This is a genomic window from Acidimicrobiales bacterium, assembly GCA_035316325.1.
In the GTDB taxonomy this organism is placed as follows: domain Bacteria; phylum Actinomycetota; class Acidimicrobiia; order Acidimicrobiales; family VFJN01; genus DASXTK01.
The window spans coordinates 1-20,540 of record DATHJB010000195.1; the positions used below are offsets into that span (position 1 = coordinate 1).

The 20,540-nt window shown below is 72.7% G+C and carries 14 protein-coding genes and 1 pseudogene; 4 read left to right on the forward strand and 11 right to left on the reverse strand.

Annotated elements, in window-relative coordinates:
* The 8 genes from VK611_25990 to VK611_26025 all read right to left on the reverse strand — a co-directional run.
* The coding region (locus VK611_25990) for a beta-ketoacyl synthase N-terminal-like domain-containing protein (protein ID HMG44813.1) at positions 1 to 4,781 on the reverse strand (4,781 nt) is incomplete at its 3' end.
* Positions 4,782 to 4,958: 177 nt separating this feature from the next.
* On the reverse strand, positions 4,959 to 6,107 hold the full coding sequence (locus VK611_25995) for a serine hydrolase (protein HMG44814.1): 1,149 nt from the start codon (positions 6,105 to 6,107) through the stop codon (positions 4,959 to 4,961).
* A gap of 228 nt (positions 6,108 to 6,335) precedes the next feature.
* Positions 6,336 to 7,211 carry a hypothetical protein gene (locus tag VK611_26000; GenBank protein HMG44815.1) on the reverse strand — a complete coding sequence of 292 codons (876 nt, stop codon included), beginning with the start codon at positions 7,209 to 7,211 and terminating at the stop codon, positions 6,336 to 6,338.
* Between the two features lie 98 nt (positions 7,212 to 7,309).
* The gene (locus tag VK611_26005) at positions 7,310 to 7,705 is read right to left on the reverse strand and encodes a hypothetical protein (GenBank protein ID HMG44816.1); all 396 of its coding nucleotides are present in this window, start codon (positions 7,703 to 7,705) and stop codon (positions 7,310 to 7,312) included.
* Positions 7,706 to 7,708: 3 nt separating this feature from the next.
* Positions 7,709 to 8,239 carry a hypothetical protein gene (locus VK611_26010; protein HMG44817.1) on the reverse strand — a complete coding sequence of 177 codons (531 nt, stop codon included), beginning with the start codon at positions 8,237 to 8,239 and terminating at the stop codon, positions 7,709 to 7,711.
* Positions 8,236 to 10,323: a PEP/pyruvate-binding domain-containing protein gene (locus VK611_26015; GenBank protein ID HMG44818.1), complete on the reverse strand. Its 2,088-nt coding sequence runs from the start codon at positions 10,321 to 10,323 to the stop codon at positions 8,236 to 8,238. Before VK611_26015 ends, VK611_26010 begins: the two co-directional genes overlap by 4 nt.
* 72 nt (positions 10,324 to 10,395) lie before the next feature.
* Positions 10,396 to 11,832 carry an ATP-binding protein gene (locus VK611_26020; protein HMG44819.1) on the reverse strand — a complete coding sequence of 479 codons (1,437 nt, stop codon included), beginning with the start codon at positions 11,830 to 11,832 and terminating at the stop codon, positions 10,396 to 10,398.
* Positions 11,829 to 13,514, reverse strand: coding sequence for an FAD-dependent oxidoreductase (locus VK611_26025; protein HMG44820.1), 1,686 nt, complete (start codon positions 13,512 to 13,514; stop codon positions 11,829 to 11,831). Before VK611_26025 ends, VK611_26020 begins: the two co-directional genes overlap by 4 nt.
* Positions 13,515 to 13,558: 44 nt before the next feature.
* Here VK611_26025 and VK611_26030 point away from each other — a divergent pair, with 44 nt between their 5' ends.
* Both VK611_26030 and VK611_26035 read left to right on the forward strand, forming a co-directional pair.
* On the forward strand, positions 13,559 to 14,152 hold the full coding sequence (locus VK611_26030) for a TIGR03086 family metal-binding protein (GenBank protein HMG44821.1): 594 nt from the start codon (positions 13,559 to 13,561) through the stop codon (positions 14,150 to 14,152).
* Positions 14,153 to 14,169: 17 nt separating this feature from the next.
* Positions 14,170 to 14,607: a GNAT family N-acetyltransferase gene (locus tag VK611_26035; GenBank protein HMG44822.1), complete on the forward strand. Its 438-nt coding sequence runs from the start codon at positions 14,170 to 14,172 to the stop codon at positions 14,605 to 14,607.
* Between the two features lie 42 nt (positions 14,608 to 14,649).
* On the opposite strand, the pseudogene VK611_26040 reads toward VK611_26035, so the two are convergent.
* Positions 14,650 to 16,287: pseudogene (locus VK611_26040) on the reverse strand (sensor histidine kinase).
* Between the two features lie 93 nt (positions 16,288 to 16,380).
* Between VK611_26040 and VK611_26045 the strand changes: the two are divergent.
* Both VK611_26045 and VK611_26050 read left to right on the forward strand, forming a co-directional pair.
* A complete protein-coding gene (locus tag VK611_26045; GenBank protein ID HMG44823.1) occupies positions 16,381 to 17,388 on the forward strand; it encodes a glycoside hydrolase family protein in 1,008 nt (335 codons plus the stop codon).
* A 17-nt stretch (positions 17,389 to 17,405) separates the two neighbouring features.
* Entirely contained in the window at positions 17,406 to 17,963 is a 558-nt protein-coding gene (locus tag VK611_26050; protein HMG44824.1) for a hypothetical protein, read from the forward strand.
* A 22-nt stretch (positions 17,964 to 17,985) separates the two neighbouring features.
* On the opposite strand, the gene VK611_26055 is transcribed toward VK611_26050, so the two are convergent.
* A complete protein-coding gene (locus tag VK611_26055) occupies positions 17,986 to 19,191 on the reverse strand; it encodes an acyl-CoA dehydrogenase family protein (protein HMG44825.1) in 1,206 nt (401 codons plus the stop codon).
* A 70-nt stretch (positions 19,192 to 19,261) separates the two neighbouring features.
* A complete protein-coding gene (locus VK611_26060; protein HMG44826.1) occupies positions 19,262 to 20,533 on the reverse strand; it encodes an ABC transporter substrate-binding protein in 1,272 nt (423 codons plus the stop codon).
* Positions 20,534 to 20,540 lie beyond the last annotated feature (7 nt).

The following is a 20,540-nucleotide window of genomic DNA, read 5'->3' on the forward strand; positions in this document are numbered from 1 at the left end:
GCGTGGAAGCGGCCGGTCTCCCGCAGGTTGCGGTACCAGTAGTCGGGGCCGAGGGCGGCGTCGCCGGTGACCGTCGAAGCGAAGCGCACCCGGGGCGGCTGGGGCTCGATGCCGTCGAGGGCGGCGAGGAGGTCGTCCCGCACCGCCTCCACGTGCGGGGAGTGCGAGGCGTAGTCGACGGCCACCCGGGTCGCCCGGACACCGTCGGACTCGCAGCCGGCGAGCAGGCGGTCGAGCGCCGCGGCGTCGCCCGACACCGTGACCGACGCCGGGCCGTTCACGGTGGCCACGCTCACCCCGGGCGACCAGCGGTCGATCAGGGCCCGGACCTGCGCCTCGGGTGCCGTCACCGAGGCCATGCCGCCGGTGCCGGCGAGCCGGGCCAGCAGCTGGGCCCGGCGGGCGACGACCCGGGCGGCGTCGTCGAGCGACAGCACCCCGGCGACGTGGGCGGCGGCGATCTCCCCCTGCGAGTGGCCCACCACCGCCGCGGGCGCGACGCCGAACGACTCCCACAGCGCCGCCAGCGACACCATCACCCCGAAGAGCGCCGGCTGCACGACCTCGACCCGCTGCAGCCAGCCGTCGTCGGCGCTGCACGCCACCTCGGTCAACGACCAGTCGACGTAGGGCGCCAGCGCCGCCTCGCAGGCCGTCATGGCGTCCCGGAACGCGGGGTGCTCCATCAACCCCGCGGCCATCCCCACCCACTGCGCCCCCTGCCCGGGGAAGACGAACACGACGCCCCCGCTCGCCGCCCGCCCCCGGACCTCGGCGCCGTCGAGGACGACCGCCCGGTGCTCCAGGGCGGCCCGGGTGGTGACCAGCGACCAGGCGACGTCGGGCTGCGGCGCGGTGTCGAGGCGGTCGAGCTGGGCCGCGAGCGCCGCCTCCGTCGCCGCCGAGACGACCAGCGGCAGGGGTCCCTCGTGCTCGGTGGCGACGAACGAGGGCTGCTCGGGGGTCTGCTCGAGGATGACGTGGGCGTTGGTGCCGCTGATCCCGAACGACGACACGCCGGCCCGGCGGGGCTCGGGCCAGTCCTGCGGCCCGGTGAGCAACTGCACCCGGCCCGACGACCAGTCGACGTGGGGCGACGGCTCGTCCGCGTGCAAGGTCGGGGGCAGCACACCGTGCTGCAGCGCCATCACCATCTTGATCACCCCGGCGACACCGGCAGCCGCCTGGGTGTGGCCGATGTTCGACTTCACCGACCCCAACCACAGCGGCCGCTCCCGGTCCTGGCCGTAGGTCGCCAGCAGCGCCGACGCCTCGATCGGGTCGCCCAACGTGGTGCCCGTCCCGTGGGCCTCCACCGCGTCGACGTCCGCCGGCGCCAGACCGGCCGACGCCAACGCCCGGCGGATCACCCGCTGCTGGGCCGTGCCGTTGGGGGCGGTCAGGCCGTTGGAGGCGCCGTCCTGGTTCACCGCCGAGCCCGCCACCACCGCCCACACCCGGTGGCCGTTCCGGCGGGCGTCCGACAGGCGCTCCAACACCATCACACCCACGCCCTCCGACCAGCCCGTCCCGTCGGCCCCCGCCCCGAACGCCTTGCACCGACCGTCGGGCGACAGCCCGCCCTGGGCCGCGAAGTCCACGAACAGCGACGGCGTCGCCAGCACCGTGACCCCACCCGCCAGCGCCAGCGAGCACTCCCCCGCCCGCAGCGACTGGCCGGCCACGTGCAGCGCCACCAGCGACGACGAGCACGCCGTGTCCACCGACACCGCCGGCCCCTCCAGACCCAGCACGTACGCCACCCGGCCCGACGCCACGCTGGCGGAGCTGCCGGTCAGGCCGTAGCCGTCGGGGTCCTCGGGCAGCAGGCGGCCGTAGTCGTCGGCCATCAGACCGGCGAAGACCCCGGTGTCGGTGCCCCGCAGCGACGACGGGTCGAGCCCCGCCCGCTCCAGCGCCTCCCACGACACCTCGAGGAACAGGCGCTGCTGCGGGTCCATCGCCAGGGCCTCACGGGGCGAGATGCCGAACAGCGCCTCGTCGAACCCGGCGGCGTCGGCCAGGAACCCGCCCAGGAACCGCCCGTCCCAGCCCCGGTCGCCCGGCGCCGACCCGATGGCGTCCCGACCCCCGGTCACCAGCTCCCACAGGTCCTCCGGGGACCCGACCCCGCCCGGGAAGCGGCACGCCATCCCCACGATCGCCAGCGGCTCGTCGGCGGCGCGCCGCCGGGGCGGGGGTTCGGGGCTCACCCCTGTGCCCGCCAGCTCGGCGGCCAGGGCGGCGCACGTCGGATGGTCGAAGACGATCGTGGACGACAGCGGGGAACCGACCGCCCGTTGCAGCCCGGCCCGCAGCTCCACCGCGTCCCGCGACTCGAACCCCAGGTCCTTGAACGTCCGCTGCGGGTCGACGTCGTCGGGCCCCGCCAGGCCCAGCACCGCCGCCGCCTCCGCCCGCACCAGCCCCAGCAGGTCGGGGGGCCGGGCTGCCGACGACGGCGCCGGGACCGGGACCGGGGCGCCCGGCCAGAAGCGCTGGTGCTGGAAGGGATAGGTGGGGAGGTCGACGGTGTTGCCGGAGCCGAGCAGCCGTCGCCAGTCGACCGGAGCGCCGTGGGTCCAGGCACGGGCGAGGCCGTGGAGCAGGTCGTGGCCGGGACCGATCTCCAACGCCGAGCCGAGGTCGGCGACCGCGTCGTGGAAGCGGACGGTGTGGCGGGCCTGGTCGACCCAGTGCTCAACCGTCACGGCCTCGGTGACTGGCCGCCCGGTGAGGGTCGACACCCACCGCATCCGGGGAGCCCGGTAGTCGACGGTCTCGGCGACCCGGCGGAAGTCCTCCAGCATCGGCTCCACCAGCGGGGAGTGGAACGCGTGGCTCACCCGGAGTCGCGTGCCCCACCGCTCGACGGTCGCCGCGGGGCCGGAGACGACCACGCGGTCGAGGGCGTTGACCGCCGCGAGGGCCACGTCGCGATGGCCGGCGATCAGCGCGGTCGCTGCGGCTTCGGTCATCCGCAAGGCGACCATGGCCCCGCCGGCGGGAAGGGCCGACATGAGCCGGGCCCGGGCGGTGACGAGCCGGCGAGCGTCGTCGAGCGACATGACCCCGGCGACCTGCGCCGCCGCCAGCTCCCCGATCGAATGCCCCACCACCACCTCGGGCTCGACGCCGAAGCTCGCCAGCAGCCGGGCCAACGCGACTTCGAGGGCGAACAGACCGGTCTGGGCGTAGAGCGTGTCGTCCGACGGCTCACCGGCCAGGACCCGGTCCCGCAGCTCGGGGTCCAGCGCCGCGTCGAAGGCCTCGGCGAACACAGGGAACCGGGCGTACAGCTCGGCGCCCATGCCCGGCTTCTGGGTCCCCTGGCCGGCGAACACGAAGCCGACTCCGGACCCGGCCCGGCCGCGGACCACCTTCCCGTCGATCACGACCGCCCGGTGCTCCAACGCGGCCCGGGTCGTCGCCAACGACCAGGCGACGTCGGGCTGCGGCACGGGGTCGAGGCGGTCGAGCTGCACCGCCAAGGCATCCTCGGTCGCCGCCGAGACGACGAGCGGCAAAGGTCCCGGCGCCTCCGTCTCGGTGACCGGCGGCGACTCCGGAGCCGGCTCCAGGATCACGTGGGCGTTGGTCCCCGAGATCCCGAACGACGACACCCCCGCCCGGCGAGGGCCCGGCCACTCCCGCGCCTCGGTCAGCAGCTCCACCCGACCCGACGACCAGTCGACATGCGGCGACGGCACCTCGGCGTGCAGTGTCGGGGGCAGGACGCCGTGGTGCAGGGCCATCACCGTCTTGATCACGCCCGCCACGCCGGCAGCCGCCTGGGTGTGACCGATGTTCGACTTCACCGACCCCAACCACAACGGCACCTCACGGTCCTGGCCGTAGGTCGCCAGCAGCGCCGCCGCCTCCACCGGGTCACCGACCACGGTGCCCGTGCCGTGGGCTTCCACCACATCGATGTCCCCCGGCGCCAAACCGGCCGTCGCCAGGGCCAACTCGATCACCCGCTGCTGGGCGGCCCCGCTCGGCGCGGTGTAGCCATCGGAGGCACCGTCCTGGTTGACCGCCGAGCCGGCGACCACGGCCCACACCCGCCGCCCGTGGCGCAGCGCCGCCGACAACGGCTCCAACACCAGCACGCCCACGCCCTCGGCCCAACCCGTCCCGTCGGCCCCGGCACCGAATGCCCGACACCGACCGTCGGGTGACAGCGCCCCCTGCTGGGCGAAGCCCTGGAACCACGAGGGCGTCGCCATCACCGCGGCGCCTCCCGCCAGGGCCAGCGAGCACTCGCCCGCCCGCAGCGACTGGCACGCCAGGTGCAGCGCCACCAGCGACGACGACGCCGCCGTGTCGACCGACACCGCCGGCCCCTCCCACCCCAGCACGTGGGCCACCCGGCCCGAGGCCCCGCTGGCGGAGGCCGACGTGAGCAGCTGGGCCGAGAAGTCGTCGAGCGGATCCTGCGCCAACAGCGACCAGTAGTCGCCCCCGGTCAGCCCCGCGAACACACCCCCGTCGCTGCCCCGCAACGACAGGGGGTCGAGACGAGCCCGCTCCAGCGCCTCCCACGCCACCTCCAGGAGCAGGCGTTGCTGGGGGTCCATCGCCAGCGCCTCCCGGGGCGACACGCCGAAGAACCCGGCGTCGAACCCGGCGACGTCGGCCAGGAAACCGCCGGGAAACCCGGCTGCCGACGACGACCAGCCCCGGTCGTCGGGCACGGGACCGATGGCGTCGCCCCCGGCCGCCACCAGCGACCACAGGTCCTCGGGTGAGGCCACGCCGCCCGGGAACCGGCACCCCATGCCCACGATGGCAATGGGCTCGCGATGTTCCTGACCGGCAAGCACCTGCCCACCCCCGACCGTCTGTACATGAGGTCGCACGTATCGTACTTGGTGGGGCAAACGGGGTCCCCACACGGGCGCGCCCTGCCGAGGAGAGAGGAAGGGCGCGCCCGTCGCGGGGTCAGTCGGTGGAGCTCACTCCTCCACCAGGCTCTCGCTGACGATGCGGGTCACCTGCTGCATGTTGGCGGCCTCGTCGCCCCCGCCCAGCCGGACCACGACCGTGTCGGTGCCCGGGTGGACCTGGACGAACTGACCGCCGAAGCCCAGCGCCCAGTACATGTCGTCCGGGGAGTCGGGCACCAGCTTCATCTCGCTCGGCTCGTCGTAGTCGGGCGTGAGCACGTTGTCGATCGACACGAGCGAGCCCGGCTGGTTGAGCCACCACATGAAGCCCCAACCGGGGTTGAGCTCCGTCGACGGGTGGGTGGCTTCGTCGACCCATCCCTCCGACAGCACCTGCGTGCCGTTCCAGTTGCCGTTCCGCAGGTAGAGGTAGCCGAAGCGGGCGGCGTCCTGGCACGTGGTCTCCAGGAAGCTGTGCATCCACGTCTTGCCGTTGCCGTTCTTCTTCATCGACGTGTGGGTGGCCCCGATCGGCCCGAACAGCTTCTCCTGCGCGTAGTCGGCAGGGTCCATCCCCGTGGCGGCGGTGAGGATGGGGTTCAGCAGCTCGATGGCCGGCAGGTTCTGGCTCCACACCTCGCCCGGCGCGTGCTGCTGCTCCAGCCCGATGGCCAGCGCCCCGGGGTCGGGTGCGCCGATCAGCGCCTGGTGGAGCTCGGCGTTGCCGATCGAGTTGGTGGACTCACGACCGCTGTCGTGGCTCAGCAGGTTGCGGATGGTCACGCCTTCGGACGGCGTGCCCACCCACTCGGGGATGTACTTGGAGACCGGGTCGTCGAGGTCGAGGAAGCCCTCGTCCTGGGCGATGCCGACCAGCGTGGCGGCGTAGGCCTGGGTGACCGACATGACGCCGGTCGGCTGTTCGGCCGTGTGGTCGCCGTAGTACCACTCGCCGACGACCTCGCCGTGTCGCATGACGAGGAGGCAGACGGTCTCGGGGGGTGATTCGGCGGCGATCTCCTCGAGCTTGGCGGCATCGAATCCGAGCTCGGTGGGATCTGCCTTTGACCAATCGGCTGCGGGGAAAACCGAATTGGCGACTTCACTCCTAGCGGCCATCTCATCGAGTAATCCGGTCTTCTGGCCACTACATGCGGTTAGGAACAATAGTGCGCAGGTCCCCGCTTTCGAGACGCGCGCGGCCCAGCGTTTGTCCATATGCGTTCGCCCTCCCCCAGCAGCTCATATGTGCTGGTTTGCCAAAAGTGGGAACGTATCAGGCTGCACGCGTGCAATCCGGAAATAGAAGCGGTTTTTGTCAGAGTCATTTCGAAAAATAGACCCTATTATCGTGCACACTGTGAGAACATATCTAAGCCAATACAGCGCAGCGTTTATATGTTGATCGACACTCCAAACAGCATCAATTAGTGCACATACTGTGAACTAAGACGCGGTTTGGCAGCCCGGAGCCAGCCGAACGCCGTCCGGGAGATAGGGCAGGCGCGGGTTGGCCGCGGAGAACACGCCCCAGTCGCTCTCGCAGCCCGGCACCACCCACGCGTGCAGCATCCAGCCGTCGGTGTTCAAGGCCTCGTGCCCACCGCGAGCAGCGCATTCGTCGGCGCTGAGCACGTCGGTGGCCAGGTTGACGGCCTGCTCGTCGAGGCAGAACTTCCCGTGACGGTGCCAGTGGTCGTTGCCGCCGGTGAACCCGACGGGTGGCAGGTCGCCCGCGGAGCGCACCACGTACGACACGCCGACCAGGTGCGCATCGTCCTCGGCCCCGTCGTAGAGCAACTGCACCGGGTGGGCCACGTCGAAGCCGCCCAGCAGGTCGTAGTTCTGGAAATGGACGCCGAGGCCGGCGAAGTAGGTGTCACCCTGCGTGTAACCGGCGGCCGTCGCGTCGGCCACGGTCGGGAACCGCTCGACCACCCCCCGCACCTCGTCCAGCTCGCCCGCGAGGGCGTCGCAGGTGGCCGGATCGGTCAGCGGCAGCCACGGATCGGGGTCGAGCGAGTGGGTCAGCACCCCCGCGAGGACGTGCCGGCGGTAGATCTCGTCGCCGTCGACGGCCTCCGCCACCTCGCCGAGCGACATCCCCACGTCGGGGTCGGCGAACACCTCGGCCCACTGCCGCACGGTGAAGTCGACCGTCGACGGGTCGCCCGCCACCTCGTCGTGGTGCATGGCGGCGTGGTCGACCGCGGCGGTGGTCGTGTTGAACCGCTCGGTGTTGAGCCCGAGGTCGCAGCGATCCGAGTCGGCCGCCGGCACCGCGGCCTCGGAATCGGAGCACGCCGCGACCACCAGCAGCACCGTGACAACGCAAAGGGTCCGCAGGCGGAAGCCGCAATCGCCCATGCACCCCTCCCGTCGACCCAGGTGGGTCCTGCTCTACCCCCGACGAGACCCGTTCAGTCGAGCTCGGTGAGGTCGACCACGTTGATCCTCACGTGGTCGATGACCCAGTCCTCGACGCAGCCGCGGAACTGCTTGCGGTTGGTGAGGTCGAGCGACGGCGTGAGCACGGCGCGGTAGCGGCCGTCGCCCAGCGGCTCGATGGGGCCGGTGTAGTCGGAGGTCACCTCGAGACGACACGCGAGCAGCTGCGCCTCGACCATCTCGTCGAGGGACTGGCCGCCTTCGCCACCCTTGGACGAGGCGTGCACGACCAGCTCCATCTTCTCGCCGAGCTCCTCCGGGTCCTCGTGGGTCGACAGGGTGGCCTCCCGCAGCGCCAGCACGCCGGCGACACCGATGGCGAGGCCGACGGTCCCCAGCAGCACCTTGACGGGCTTGAACCGCCACACGGGTTAGTGACGACCGCCGCGGCGGAGCAGCTGGCGGATCTGGTCGTCGTTGGCGCCCGGCACTTCCTGGGCCAGCACCGTGACGTCGTCGAGCAGCAGGCCGCCCGACGGGTAGCTGATCGGCTCGAGCTGCCGGGCGAGCCGCTCCTCGCCGATCGGCGACGACGTCTTCGACGCCACCCGGTCGACCACCCAGGCCACGCCCGAGATCAGCACGCCCCCGCCCACCAGGAACGTGATGAACACGTTCAGGTCGCGGGACTGCTCGCTCATCCAGGCGAAGCGGCTCGGCGCCGGCGGCCGGGTCTCCCGCAGGATCGCCTTGATGGTGGGGTCGACGCCGCTGCGCCGGTCGTACTCCAGCCGGGCCAGGCGCCGCAGCACCAGCCCCGTGGACAGCCCCACCTCGGCGATCAGCACGATCAGCCCGAAGAACAGCGCCCGGTTCCACTCCCAGCGGTTGAGCGACACGATCATGTAGGCGCCGCCGGCGAGCATCGTGCCGATGCCGGCGAGCCAGGTGACGGTCTTCATGCGGCCGCCTCCTGCTCCGACGACTCGATCGTGACCTGCCCGGTGGCGCCGTCGACTTCGACGACCACGCCCTCCGGCAGGTCGTCGGCCGCCCCGGTGTAGCCGACCACGGTGGGCACGCCGGCCTCGCGGGCCAGGATCGCCAGGTGGGAGAGCACCGAGCCGGTCTCGGCGACGATGCCGGCGAGCCGGGGCAGCAGCGGGCCCAGGCCCGGCGCCAACGTGGTGGTGACAAGCACCGAGCCCTTGGGCGGATCCTCGGCGTCGTAGGTGACGGGGCCGCTGCCGACGCCGCCGCCGGCGCCCGTGCCGCCGCCCACCTCGCCGGCGCTCTGCGACCGGATGGGGCGCCCCAGGTCGGACATCTGGAACCACGCCGGCAGCGGGTCGCCGAAGTCGTGGTCGTGCTTGGCGATCAGCGCCGGCACCACCACCGCCCGCCCGGTGATCACCGCCTCGACGTGGTCGAGGGTCATGTGCCGGATCAACTCGGGCTCGGTGAGGCCGCCCCGGGCGGTGAGGCGCTCGCCGAGCTCCCAGGCGGCCCGGCCCGACAGCTCCTGCACCCAGCGCACCCGCATGCGCAGGGCCTCCCGGAGGATGCCGTTGTCGCAGCAGGTGGGGCAGGCGGTGGACGCCACGTCGACGGCCGTCGCCTCCTCGGGCAGCTCGGCGGTGGGCGCCACCCGCGGCGCGGTCAGAGCGAGCACGGCCGGCGAGCGGGCCAGGATCTCGGCGTCACTGAGGCCGTCCTGACGGGCTTCGGCCAGCATCCGCAGCGCCACCGAGGCGCCGGTCAGCCGGTTGGTGGTGGCGGCGCTGAGCATGCCCATGAGGATCTCGTGGGCGTGCAGTGCCCGCAGGACCACCTGGCTGCGGTGCAGCAGGGCGAGCAGCTGGCGGCTGGTGAGGTCGGTCAGCTCGGGGACCGTCTCGAGGTCTTCGTCGGTACGGTCGAGCAGGTTCTCGGCCAGCCGGGGCAGCGCGGAGCGCAGCCGCCCGACCCGCCAGGCGCCCCGCAGGTTGTGGATCGCGGGGATCGGGTTCAACCGGTGGACCATCTTGGTCTTGGGCTTGATCTCGCCGGCCAGCTTCAGGTCGATGGCGACGTGCCCGTCGACGCAGATCACCACGTCGCTGTTGGCCACGTCGGCCGGGCTGGCGGTGCCCGCCAGGATCACGGCCTCGGCGACCGCCTCCCGCAGCGGCGGCACCCACAGGTCGCGCTCCAGCTCGGTGAGCGGCGCCGGGAACGTCTCGGCCACCGGCCCCGGACCGTAGATCGGGCCTCGGGGGACGCCCCGCACCTCGCTGGTGACCGGGCGGGACTGGAGCAGCCACAGCTGCTTGTCGGTGGCGATGGCCCACTCGACGTCCTGGGGCCCGCCGAACACCTCGGCCACCTCGCCCGACAGCGCCACCAGACGGCGCAGATCGGCCAGGTCGAGCGCCGGGCCGTCGTTGGCGGCGAAGTCGAGCACCTTGCAGGCGCCGTTGCGCGACGGCTCGAGGACGTAGCGCGACCCGTCGACCTCGCCGCTCACCAGCGGCTCGGGCCCGCCGTTCACCGCCGACACCACGCGGCGGTCGGTGCGACCGGTGACCGGGTCGATCCCGAACATCACGCCGCCGTACTGCGGTTCGATCAGCGGCTGCACCAGCACGGCGATGGGGTGGTCGGTGGCGCCGGCCCGCTCGCGGGAGACGAGCACGGCCGTGACGGCGATGACGAACTCGTCCCAGCCGTCGATCCCGATGATCGAGTCGAACTGGCCGGCCATCGACGACTCCGCCATGTCCTCCACGACCGACGAGCTGCGGGCGACCAGTGACTGCGACTCGCCCCCGGCGCGCGCGAAGGCGTCGCGCATCGCGGGGTGGTCGGCCACCTCGGCGCCGCCGTCGACGGCGTCGCAGAAGGCCGTGGTGAGCACCACGCCGGGCAGCGTCGAAAGCCCCGCCGAAGCGCCCCGGGCCAAAGCCGCGGCCTTGCCCCCGGTGAGCCCCGGCTCCCGGGCGGACTCGTCGGCGAGATCGACCACCAAGGGTCGGTCGACCGCCACGTCAGGCGTCACGACGTCCATATGCCCGGTCCCGTCATCGTGGGGAACTACTTACACCGTTGACCACTCGTTTGCCAGCAGGATACGCCACGTTCACTCTTGAGGCCCCCTGACCGGCAACTCGATCTCGAAGCACGTGTGGCCCGGCGTGGACGTGAGCCGTACGTCGCCGCCGTGGCGGATCACCACGATCCGCCAGACGATGTCGAGCCCCAGCCCCGTCCCCTTGCCGATCTCCTTGGTGGTGAAGAACGGCTCGAAGATGCGGTCGACCAGTTCGGACGGCACTCCCGGACCGGTGTCGGCGAACTCCACGACGAGCCGGTCGGCGTCGGCTCCGGCCCGGGTGCGCACGGTGAGGATGCCCCGACCGTCCATCGCGTCGACGGCGTTCTCGATCAGGTTGGTCCACACCTGGTTCAGCTCGGCCGGGTAGGCGGCGATCCGGGGCAGGGACAGGTCGTAGTCGCGGACCACGTCGACGTTGCCCAGCTCGTGGCCCAGCATCGTCAGCGTGGCCTCGAGGCCCTCGTGCACCTCGAAGGTCTGCAGCGGCCCCCGGTCCATCTGCGTGTACTGCTTGGCCGACGCCAGCAACCCGCTGATCCGGCCCGTCGCCTCGCCGATCTCCTCCACGAGGCTGTCCGAGTCGAGGGCGTAGACGAGCGAGGCCAGGCCCGACGGGAAGCGCTCGGGGCCGAGCACGTCGACGAGGTGCTGCACCGCCTCGACGTCGAGACCGGCGGCCACCAGCGCGGGCGCCACGTCCCAGCTGTCGGCGACGCCGTGGTCCTCGAGCCACTCGCCCAGCGCGTCCTCGCGGTCGGAGGCCTCCATTGGCGACAGGTGGGGCGCCGCGGAGCGACCCGCCACCGCCTTGGCGACCAGCTCGGCCACGACGCTCAGCTGGTGGCCGTCGACGCCCCCGTCGGCCAGCGTGCCCAGCTCCTTGTACCAGCCGTTGAGCCGCTCCCGCAGCGTGGCGGCGGCCCGGCCGACCGCGGCGACCGGGTTGTTGAGCTCGTGGGTGAGGCCGGCGGTGACCGCGCCCAGCGCCACCAGGCGCTCGTGCCGCTCGATCATCTCGCTCGCCTCGCGGCCCTGGGTGGCGGCGCCGACCATGAGGTGGGCCGCCATCGGGAACCACGTCTTCACGGCCCAGGCCATGTCGCTGGCGGGCAGCTCCAGGAAGCGGCAGTCGCGCACCGCCCGCGACGTGCTGGCGTAGTTGTGGGGCTCGCCGTCCTCCACGATCCAGGCGCCGAACGCACCCGTGTAGGCGCCCCGGTAGTCGGTGCGGAACAGCTCCAGCTCGGTGCCGCCCTGCACCCGCCGCGACATCGACAACGTCCCCGACAGCAGCACCAGGAAGCACGTGGCGATGTCGCCCTCGGCGTGGATGACGGCGCCGACCGGGTACTCCACCACCCGCCCCCGCTCGGCCAGCCAGGCCAGCTGGTCGTCGTCGAGCTCCTCGAACAGGAACAGCGTCTTCAGCTCGGCGGGGGTCAACCTCTCCTCGCCGCTCATCGGTGCTCCAGGTAGCTGTGCAGCAGCTGGATGGCCATGGCGCCCTCGCCCACGGCCGACGCGACCCGCTTGACCGAGTTGGCCCGCACGTCGCCCGCCGCGAACACGCCGGGGGTGCTCGACTCCAGGTAGTAGGGGTCGCGGTCGAGCCGCCAGCCCGCCGGGCGGCGACCGTCGATCCGCAGGTCGGGGCCGGTGAGCACGAACCCCTTGTCGTCCCGGGCGACCACGCCGTCGAGCCACTCGGTGCGGGGCGCGGCGCCGATGAACACGAAGAGGTAGGTGGCCGGCACGTCGGTCTGGTGCGCCGTGCCGATCTCGCAGAGCGTGAGGCCCTCCAGGTGGTCCTCGCCGTGCAGGGCCACCACCTCGGACCTCAGGCGCACCTCGATGTTGGGGGTCTCCTCGATCTGCCGGATCAGGTAGTACGACATCGACTTCTCGAGCGTGTCGGCCCGCACCAGCAGCGTCACCCGCCGGGCGTGGCTGGCCAGGAACACCGCCGCCTGCCCGGCCGAGTTGGCGCCGCCGATCACGTAGATGTCGTCGCCGGCGCACGCCGTCGCCTCGGTCATCGCCGAGCCGTAGAACAGGCCCCGGCCGGTGAGGTGCTCGGCGCCGGGCACGTCGAGCGTGCGGTAGGAGATGCCGGTGGCGAGCAGCACGGTGTGCGCCACCACCTCGCCGCCGTCGGCGAAGCGGACCACCCGCGACGACGTCCGCGCGTCGAGGCCCACCACGTCGCGGGTGGTGAGGATCTCGGCGCCGAACTTCTGCGCCTGGCGGCGCGCCCGGTCGGTGAGCTGCGCGCCGCTCACGCCGTCGGGGAAGCCCAGGTAGTTCTCGATGCGGGAGCTCTGGCCCGCCTGCCCACCGGTCGCCCGCCGCTCGACCAGCACCGTGCGGAGCCCCTCCGAGGCGGCGTACACGGCGGCACCGAGGCCGGCCGGGCCGCCGCCGACGATCACCGTGTCGTAGAAGTCGATGGTGGGCGTGGTGGTGAGGCCCACACTGTCGGCCAGCTCGCCGATGCTCGGGTCGACCACGTACTTGCCCTCGGCGGTCACCACCAGCGGGACGGCGTGGGCGTCGACCCCGGCCGCCGCCAGCAGGCGCTGGCCCTCGGGCTCCTCGCTGGTGAGCCAGCGGTAGGGCACGGAGTTGCGGGCCAGGAAGTCGCGCACCTTGTACGACCGCTTCGACCAGCGGTGGCCCACGACCTGGGTGTGGGCCGTGGAGCGCTCGTCGGTGGCCAGCCACATCTCCAGGAGGGAGTCGACCACCGGGTAGAGCTTCTCCTCCGGCGGGTCCCAGGGCTTGAGCAGGTAGTGGTCGAGGTCGACCACGTTGATGGCCTGGATGGCGGCGTCGGTGTCGGCGTAGGCGGTGAGCAGGGCCCGGCGGGCGTGGGGGAAGAGGTCCATCGCCTCCTCCAGGAACTCCAGGCCGCTCATGTCGGGCATGCGGTGGTCGGCGAGCAGCACCGCCACCATGTCGCCCCGCAGCTTCAGCTCCCTCAGCGTCTCCAGCGCCTGCGGCCCCGACTCGGTGCGGACCACCCGGTACGTGTCGCCGTACTGGCGCCGGAGGTCGCGGGCCACCGCCCGGGAGACGCCGGGATCGTCGTCGACGGTCAGCAGGACGGGTTTGCGTTCGGAGTCGGTGGTCGTGCCCATGCCCATGCGTTCATCGACGCTAACGGGCTCACCGCTAAGTTCCAGGGGATATGTCCGCTCTCGTCGACCTCGAACCGGCTGCCCGTCGCATGGCGACGCTCGTGGAGGGCGTGCCCGACGGGCCGCTCGACGGTCCCACGCCGTGCCCGGCCTACGACCTCGCCGACCTGCTCGACCACATCCGCACGCTGACCCTGGCGTTCACCGCCGCGGCCACCAAGGAGACCGAGGGCATCGGCCACCTGCCCCCTTCGGGCGACGGCTCCCGGTTGGGCGACGACTGGCGCTCGCAGATGCCGCAGGCCCTCGGGGCGCTGGCCGCCGCCTGGCGGGCGCCCGAGGCGTGGACCGGGATGACGCAGGTGGGCGGGGCCGACATGCCGGGCGGGGCCGCCGGGGTGATCGTCCTCGACGAGCTGGTGGTCCACGCCTGGGACCTGGCCCGGTCGACCGGGCAGGACTACGACGCCGACCCGGCGTCGCTGGCGGTGGCGCACGGGTGGCTCACCGAGCTCACCGCCCCGGAGCACTCGGCGATGCGCGACCTGATCTTCGGCCCGGTGTTCGACGTGGTCGACGAGGAGCCCCTCGTCGACCGCGTCCTCGGGCTGACCGGCCGCGACCCCGGCTGGTCGCCCTCGTAACCTCCACCATGCCGACGGTGCGCGAGGTGACGGCGGACGAGATCCAGCCCCTGCGACAGCGGGTGCTGCGACCCCACCAGCAGCTCGACGAGCTGCGGGAACCGGACGACGACGCCCCCGACTCGGCCGCCTTCGCCGCCGTCGACGACGCCGGTGTCGTGGTCGCGACCGGCACGGTCAAGCGCCGACCACCACCGTTCCCGCACCCCGGCGACGTGCCGGCCTGGCAGCTCGGCGCCATGGCGGTCGACCCCGGCCACCGGGGCGAGGGCCTCGGCTCAGCGATCCTCGACGCGATCCTCCGCCACGTCGACACCCGCGGCGGCGGCCTCGTCTGGTGCAACGCCCGGATCCCCGCCCGAGGGTTCTACCTCCACCACGGCTTCGAGGTCGCCAGCGCCCCCTTCGAGCTGCCCGACATCGGCCCCCACGTCGTCATGACCACCCACCGCTGACGCCGCCTCCGCGGCGGCCTCGGCGGCGGCGGCGAGGGGGAGGCGGACCTCGACGACGGCGCCCGGGTGGTCGCTGGGCTCGGTCGGGTCGGTCGGGTTGGCGACGGTGACCCGACCGCCGCGGCGGGTGACCACCTGGTGGACCAGGGCCATGCCGATGCCGCGGCCCTGGCGGCGCTCGGGGTCGGCCGGCTTGGTCGTCCAGCCGGGCTCGAACACCTTGACCAGCCCCTCCGGCGTGAACCCTGCACCGCTGTCGCGCACCCGCACCACCAGCTCGTCGGTGCCGCAGTCCTCCTCGATCGCCACCTCCACCCGCCGGGGCAGTGGGCCCGCCAGCGCCGCGTCGACGGCGTTGTCGACCAGGTTGCCCACGATCGTCACCAGGTCGACGGGCTCGCTGAACTCCGACGCCAGCCGCGAGTCGTCGGTCACCACCAGCTCCACCGACCGCTGCGCCGCCTCCGCCACCTTGCCCAGCAGCAGCGCCACCAGCGTCGGCTCCTCGAACTGGCCCACCAGCCGGTTGGTGAGCGCCCGCGTCGCCCGCACCTCACCGGTGGCCAGGCGCACGGCCGACTCGACGTCGCCCAGCTCGACCAGCATCACCACCGTGTGCAGCCGGTTGGCCGACTCGTGCACCTGGGCCCGCAGGGCGTCGGCCAGGCTGCGGGTCGCCGACAGCTCGTCGGCGAGCGCCATCACCCGGGTGCGGTCGCGCAGCGTCAGCACGGTGCCCAGCGACCCCCGGCCGCCCACCGGCACCTGCGACACCACCACCAGCCGCTCGCCCGCCAGCTGCACCACGTCGGTCACGGTGTCGCCCGACACCAGCAGGTCGGCCACGCCGCCCGTCACCCCCAGCGACGCCACCGGACGCCCCTGCACGTCGCCGTCGAGCCCCAGCAGCTCCCGGGCGGCGTCGTTCATCAGCACCACCCGCCGGTCGCGGTCGACCACCACCAGCCCCTCCCGCACCGCGTGCAGCACGGCGTCGTGGTGGGCGTAGAGGCGCGCCACCTCGGCCGGGCCCATGCCGAAGGTCTGCCGGGAGAGGCGCTTGGCGATCCACCACACGCCCACGCCGGCCAGGAGCAGCACCAGCAGGGCAACGCCGAGGACCTGGGCGAGGACGGGCGTGAGGTCGTCGCTCACCTGGTCGACGGTCACGCCCACGGCCACGAGGCCCACCGGGCGGCCGCCGTCGACGGAGTAGACCGGCACCACCGCCCGCACCGACAGCCCGAGCGTGCCCTCGAAGGTCTCCTCCACCACCCCGCCCCGCAGCGCAGGTGCGAAGGTGCCGACGAAGTGCCCGCCGATGCGGTCGGGGTTGGGGTGGGTGTAGCGGATGCCGCCGGTCGACATGACCACCACGAACGACACGTCGGCCCGGCGCCGCAGCCGCTCGGCGACCGGCTGCAGGCGGTCGGTGGGGCGCTCGTCGACCAGGGCGTCGGCGATCTCCGGCATGCTCGCCACCGCCTCGGCGACCGACAGCACCCGCTCCTCCGCACCCCGCTGGACCAGGCGATCGGCGACCGACACCGCCAGCAGCACGCCGGCGCCGATGACCAGTGCGAGGATCACCGCGTACAGCCCGAACACCTGCCGACCGATGCTCAGGTGGTCGCCCCGTGCGCGCAGCGACCGAGCCCAACCGCGGGTTCGTCGCGACATCCCCACAGTCTGCCCGTCACCATCGGTGCCGGCACCGTGACAGGAGGTGACCTTCAGCACCCACCACCGCGGGCGCACGTAGATTGAGCGCCCGTGGGGAAGGGAAGGCGGGGCCGTTGGCTCGCCGCGGCGCTGGTCGTCGTCGTGGCTCTCGTGGGCGCGACCGTGCTGGTCCTGCGCGACCCGGGGGCGGCCGAGGAGTACGACGCCGGCGACGTCGCCACCACCACCACGACCGTCGCCACCACCACGACGACGACCGCCCCGCCCACCACGACGACGACCGGCCCGCCCACCACGACCACGCCGCCGACCACCGCGGCCCCGGCCCCGACCCCACCTCGCGGACCGGCGACGTCGACCGCCAAGAAGGGCGTGAGCGTGTGGGACTTCGGCGGCCTCGGGGCGGCGCTCACCGACGTGGGCGCCTCCTGGTACTACAACTGGGCGTCGGGGCCGACCGGCGGGGCCGGCGACTCGGCCGAGTTCGTCCCCATGATCTGGGGTGCCCGCTCGGTGAACGACGACGAGCTGGCCCGGGTGAAGGCCAACGGCTCGACGCTGCTCGGCTTCAACGAACCCGACTTCGGCAGCCAGGCGAACATGACCGTGGAGCAGGCACTCGACCTGTGGCCGCGCCTGCAGGACACCGGCATGCGGCTCGGCAGCCCCGCGGTGGCCGTGGGCGGTGCCGACGCCGGCGGCTGGCTCGACCGCTTCATGGCGGGTGCTCGAGAGCGGGGCCTGCGGGTCGACTTCATCACGCTGCACTGGTACGGCTCCGACTTCGGCGACGCCGCCGTGGGCCACCTGCGCGACTACGTCGAGGCGGTGCACGACCGCTACGGCCTCCCCGTCTGGATCACCGAGTACGCCCTGATCAAGTGGGTCGACGGCGGCTCGGTCTTCCCGACCGACGCCCAGCAGGCGGCGTTCGTGACGGGCTCCACGGCGATGTTCGAGAGCCTCCCCTACGTGGAGCGCTACGCCTGGTTCGCCCTGCCCACGCCCGACGACCGCCAGGGCACGGGCCTGTACCGCAGCGACTCGGCCGCCCCGGCACCCACGCCCGCGGGGGCGGCGTATCGAGCGGCAGGTTGACGGCTACGGTCCGCGGGATGCCCGGTCGCCTGCTCGCCGCCGCCGCCGTCCTGATGGTGACGTTGGGCGCCTGCTCCGACGGCGGTGACGACGAGGACGCCGCGGCCGAGGACGACACCACCACGACGTCGACGACCGCCCCGGACGACGAGGCCAGGGCCGTCGAGCTGTTCGTCCAGCAGTTCGGCAGCTACGACGACCCCAACGGCCTCCAGTTCACCGCCGAGGAAGCCCTGTGCGCGGCCGAGGCCTCCGTCGGGGCCCTGGGGATGGAGCGGCTGGTGGAGCTCGGGTTCGACCCCGACGCGCCCGACCTGGGGGGCCTCGACGACACCCTCACCGCCGCCGAGAGCGACGCCATGTACCAGGCGATCGCCGGCTGCATCGATCTCGAGACCCAGCTGGCCGCCATGTTCGAGCAGAGCGGGATGACCGAGGACGTGGCCCGCTGCGTGGCCCAGCGCTACCTCGACACGGGTCTCGCCGAGCAGGCGATCGCCGGCGACTACGACCAGGCGCTCAACGAGGAGATCGACGCGGCGCTCACCGCGGCCACCGAGGCCTGCGAGTCCTGAAGGCGGTGGTTGGGGGCGTGCCCTAACTGCGGGGGACCTGCGACCAGGGCAGGTCCTTGTCGCTGCGGGGCTCGCCCGGCAGGCCCAGCACCCGCTCGCCGATGATGTTGCGCTGGATCTCGGAGGTGCCGCCCTCGATCGAGTTGGCCCGGGCCCGCAGGAACATCTTGCGCGACGACCCGGGCGGCCCGACCAGCCCCAGGTTCTCGGCCCGGCGCATCTCGTAGTCGTAGCCGACCGTGGCGTCGGCGCCGAGGAGGTCGACGCACAGCTCGTAGATGCGCATGTTGACCTCGGCGAACTTCAGCTTGGCGATCGACCCCTCCGGCCCGGGGTTGCCGGCTTTGCGGTTCTGCCCGGCCCGGATGTTGGTGAGCCGCAGCACCTCCGACTCGATCCACGCCTGCATGAGCCGGTCGCGCCCCGCCGGCGACCTCACCTGCGCACCCGCCTCCTCGCGCCAGATGCGGACGGCCTCGGCGATCGCGCCGGAGCCCCGGGGCGGCAGACCGCCGCCCCCGCCGCCGATCGTGGTCCGCTCGTTCATCAGGGTGGCCATGGCGACCCGCCAGCCCTCCCCCACGGCGCCGATGCGGTCGGCGTCGGGCACCCGCACGTCGGTGAGGTACACCTCGTTGAACTCGGCCTCGCCGGTGATCTGCCGCAGCGGCCGCACCTCGACGCCGGGCGCGTGCATGTCGAGCGCGAAGTAGGTGAGGCCCTTGTGCTTCGGCGCCTCGGGATCGGTGCGGGTGACGAGCATGCCCCGGTCGGCGATGTGGGCCAGCGTGTTCCACACCTTCTGGCCGTTGATCACCCACTCGTCGCCGTCGCGCACGGCCTTGCACGCCAACCCCGCCAGGTCGGACCCGGCGCCGGGCTCGGAGAACAGCTGGCACCAGGCGTCCTCGCCGGTGAAGATGCGCCGCAGGAGCCGCTGCTTGATCGCCTCGTCGCCCATGGTGACGATCGTCGGCCCGGCCATCGTGAGCCCGAAGAAGTGGCGCGACGTGATCGACGGGGCGCCGGCCTTGGCCAGGCGGGCCTCGACGGTGCGCTGGTGCGAGGGCGGCAGGTCGAGCCCGCCGTAGCCCTCGGGGAAGTGGACCCAGGCCAGGCCGAGGTCGTACTGCCGGCTGCGGAACGCCACCGGGTCGGTCTTCCCCGGGTCGAGCTCGTCCAGCAGATGGTCGAGGCGGTCGGCGACGAGGGCCTCTGCGTCCGTCATAGCTGCACCCTACGTGCAGGCACCTGCGGCCGCCCAAGGGCCGGACGACCGCAGGTGTCCCACGAATCGGCTACTCGCCGAACTCGAAGTCGGCGGCGAACGGTGCCTCGTGCTCCTCGATCACCAGCTCCAGCCCGATCGCCTTGTCCGGGTTCGGCTTGAAGATCGAGCTGGCCCGCGGCGGGTCGCGGTCCTCCGGGGCGCCCCACCCGTAGGTGCCGAAGAGGCCCTCGAAGTCGAGCTCGTCGATCGAGTTCATCGCCTCGATGATCCCCTCCCGCGACAGGTCGCCCGCCTCCACGGCCGCCTCGAGCACCTGGTGCACGGCCTTCGACTCGAGGTAGCCGAAGTTGAAGTAGACGTCCGGCACCTGGTCGGGGGCGTAGGTCTCCTGGATGCGCAGCAGCTCCGACATGCCGGCGATGTCCTCGTTGCCGTACTCCGGCCCCTCCGACACCCACACGAAGTGCTCCTGCAGGTACGGCATGAGCGGCGACTCGACGAAGGCGCCGATCCAACTGGGCGACTGGCCCAGCCACAGCGCCTCGTAGCCGAGCTCGGCGGCCTTGCCGAGCGCGCCGGCCGTGTCCGTCGGGGTCGACGTGAGCCACACCGCCTCGCAGCCCGAGCCCTGGAGCTGGGTGATCTGCGTGGTGAAGTCGGGGTTGCCGACGGGGAACGAGGCCGAGTCGGTGAGCTCGATGCCGAGCTGCTCGAGGGCGAAGTCGACTCCCTCCTGGCCGGCCTCGCCGTAGGGGTCGTCCTGCACCAGCGTGCAGATCTTGCTGGCGTCGCTGCCGCCGCCCTCGGTGACGTACCAGTCGAGGCCGTTGATGGCCTGGATCTGGTAGGGCGCCCCGATGGGGAGGAGGTTCTGCTCCCGGACCCAGAACGAGTCGAGCGTGGCGGGCTGGGCGACGATGTCGTCGGCGGCGAGCTGCTCCAGCAGGGCGTTGACCACGGGGGTGCCCAACAGCTGGTTGAACATCACCACGTCGTCCTTGATCTGGTTGTACTTCTGCACGGCCGTGGGCGGGTCGTAGGCCGAGTCCTCGATCACCAGCTCGACCGGGTACTTGCCGGCGACGCCACCGAGCTCCTCGTTGACGTAGTCCCAGTAGGCCTTGTCGCCGTTGGTCAACGGCTCGCCGATGACCGCGACGCGGCCGCTGGTGGGCGTGATCACGCCCAATCGGATCGTCTCGCCGTCGAAGCCGGGACCGCTCGCCGGGTCACCGCCGGTCTGCTCGGAGTCGCCGTCGTCGTCGCCGGACCCCTCGTCGTCGTCACGGCCTCCGCCGCACGCCGACGCCAGCAACACCAGGGCCGTGAGCACGGTCACCGACCCG

Bases quoted from the DNA above. Each gene is read 5' to 3' on its own strand.
- VK611_26010 (HMG44817.1), bottom strand. From the start codon at position 8,239: ATGAAGACCGTCACCTGGCTCGCCGGCATCGGCACGATGCTCGCCGGC.
- VK611_26030 (HMG44821.1), top strand. From the start codon at position 13,559: ATGTCCGCTCTCGTCGACCTCGAACCGGCTGCCCGTCGCATGGCGACG.
- VK611_26020 (HMG44819.1), bottom strand. From the start codon at position 11,832: ATGAGCGGCGAGGAGAGGTTGACCCCCGCCGAGCTGAAGACGCTGTTC.
- VK611_26015 (HMG44818.1), bottom strand. From the start codon at position 10,323: ATGGACGTCGTGACGCCTGACGTGGCGGTCGACCGACCCTTGGTGGTC.
- VK611_26055 (HMG44825.1), bottom strand. From the start codon at position 19,191: ATGACGGACGCAGAGGCCCTCGTCGCCGACCGCCTCGACCATCTGCTG.
- VK611_25995 (HMG44814.1), bottom strand. From the start codon at position 6,107: ATGGACAAACGCTGGGCCGCGCGCGTCTCGAAAGCGGGGACCTGCGCA.
- VK611_26050 (HMG44824.1), top strand. From the start codon at position 17,406: ATGCCCGGTCGCCTGCTCGCCGCCGCCGCCGTCCTGATGGTGACGTTG.
- VK611_26025 (HMG44820.1), bottom strand. From the start codon at position 13,514: ATGGGCATGGGCACGACCACCGACTCCGAACGCAAACCCGTCCTGCTG.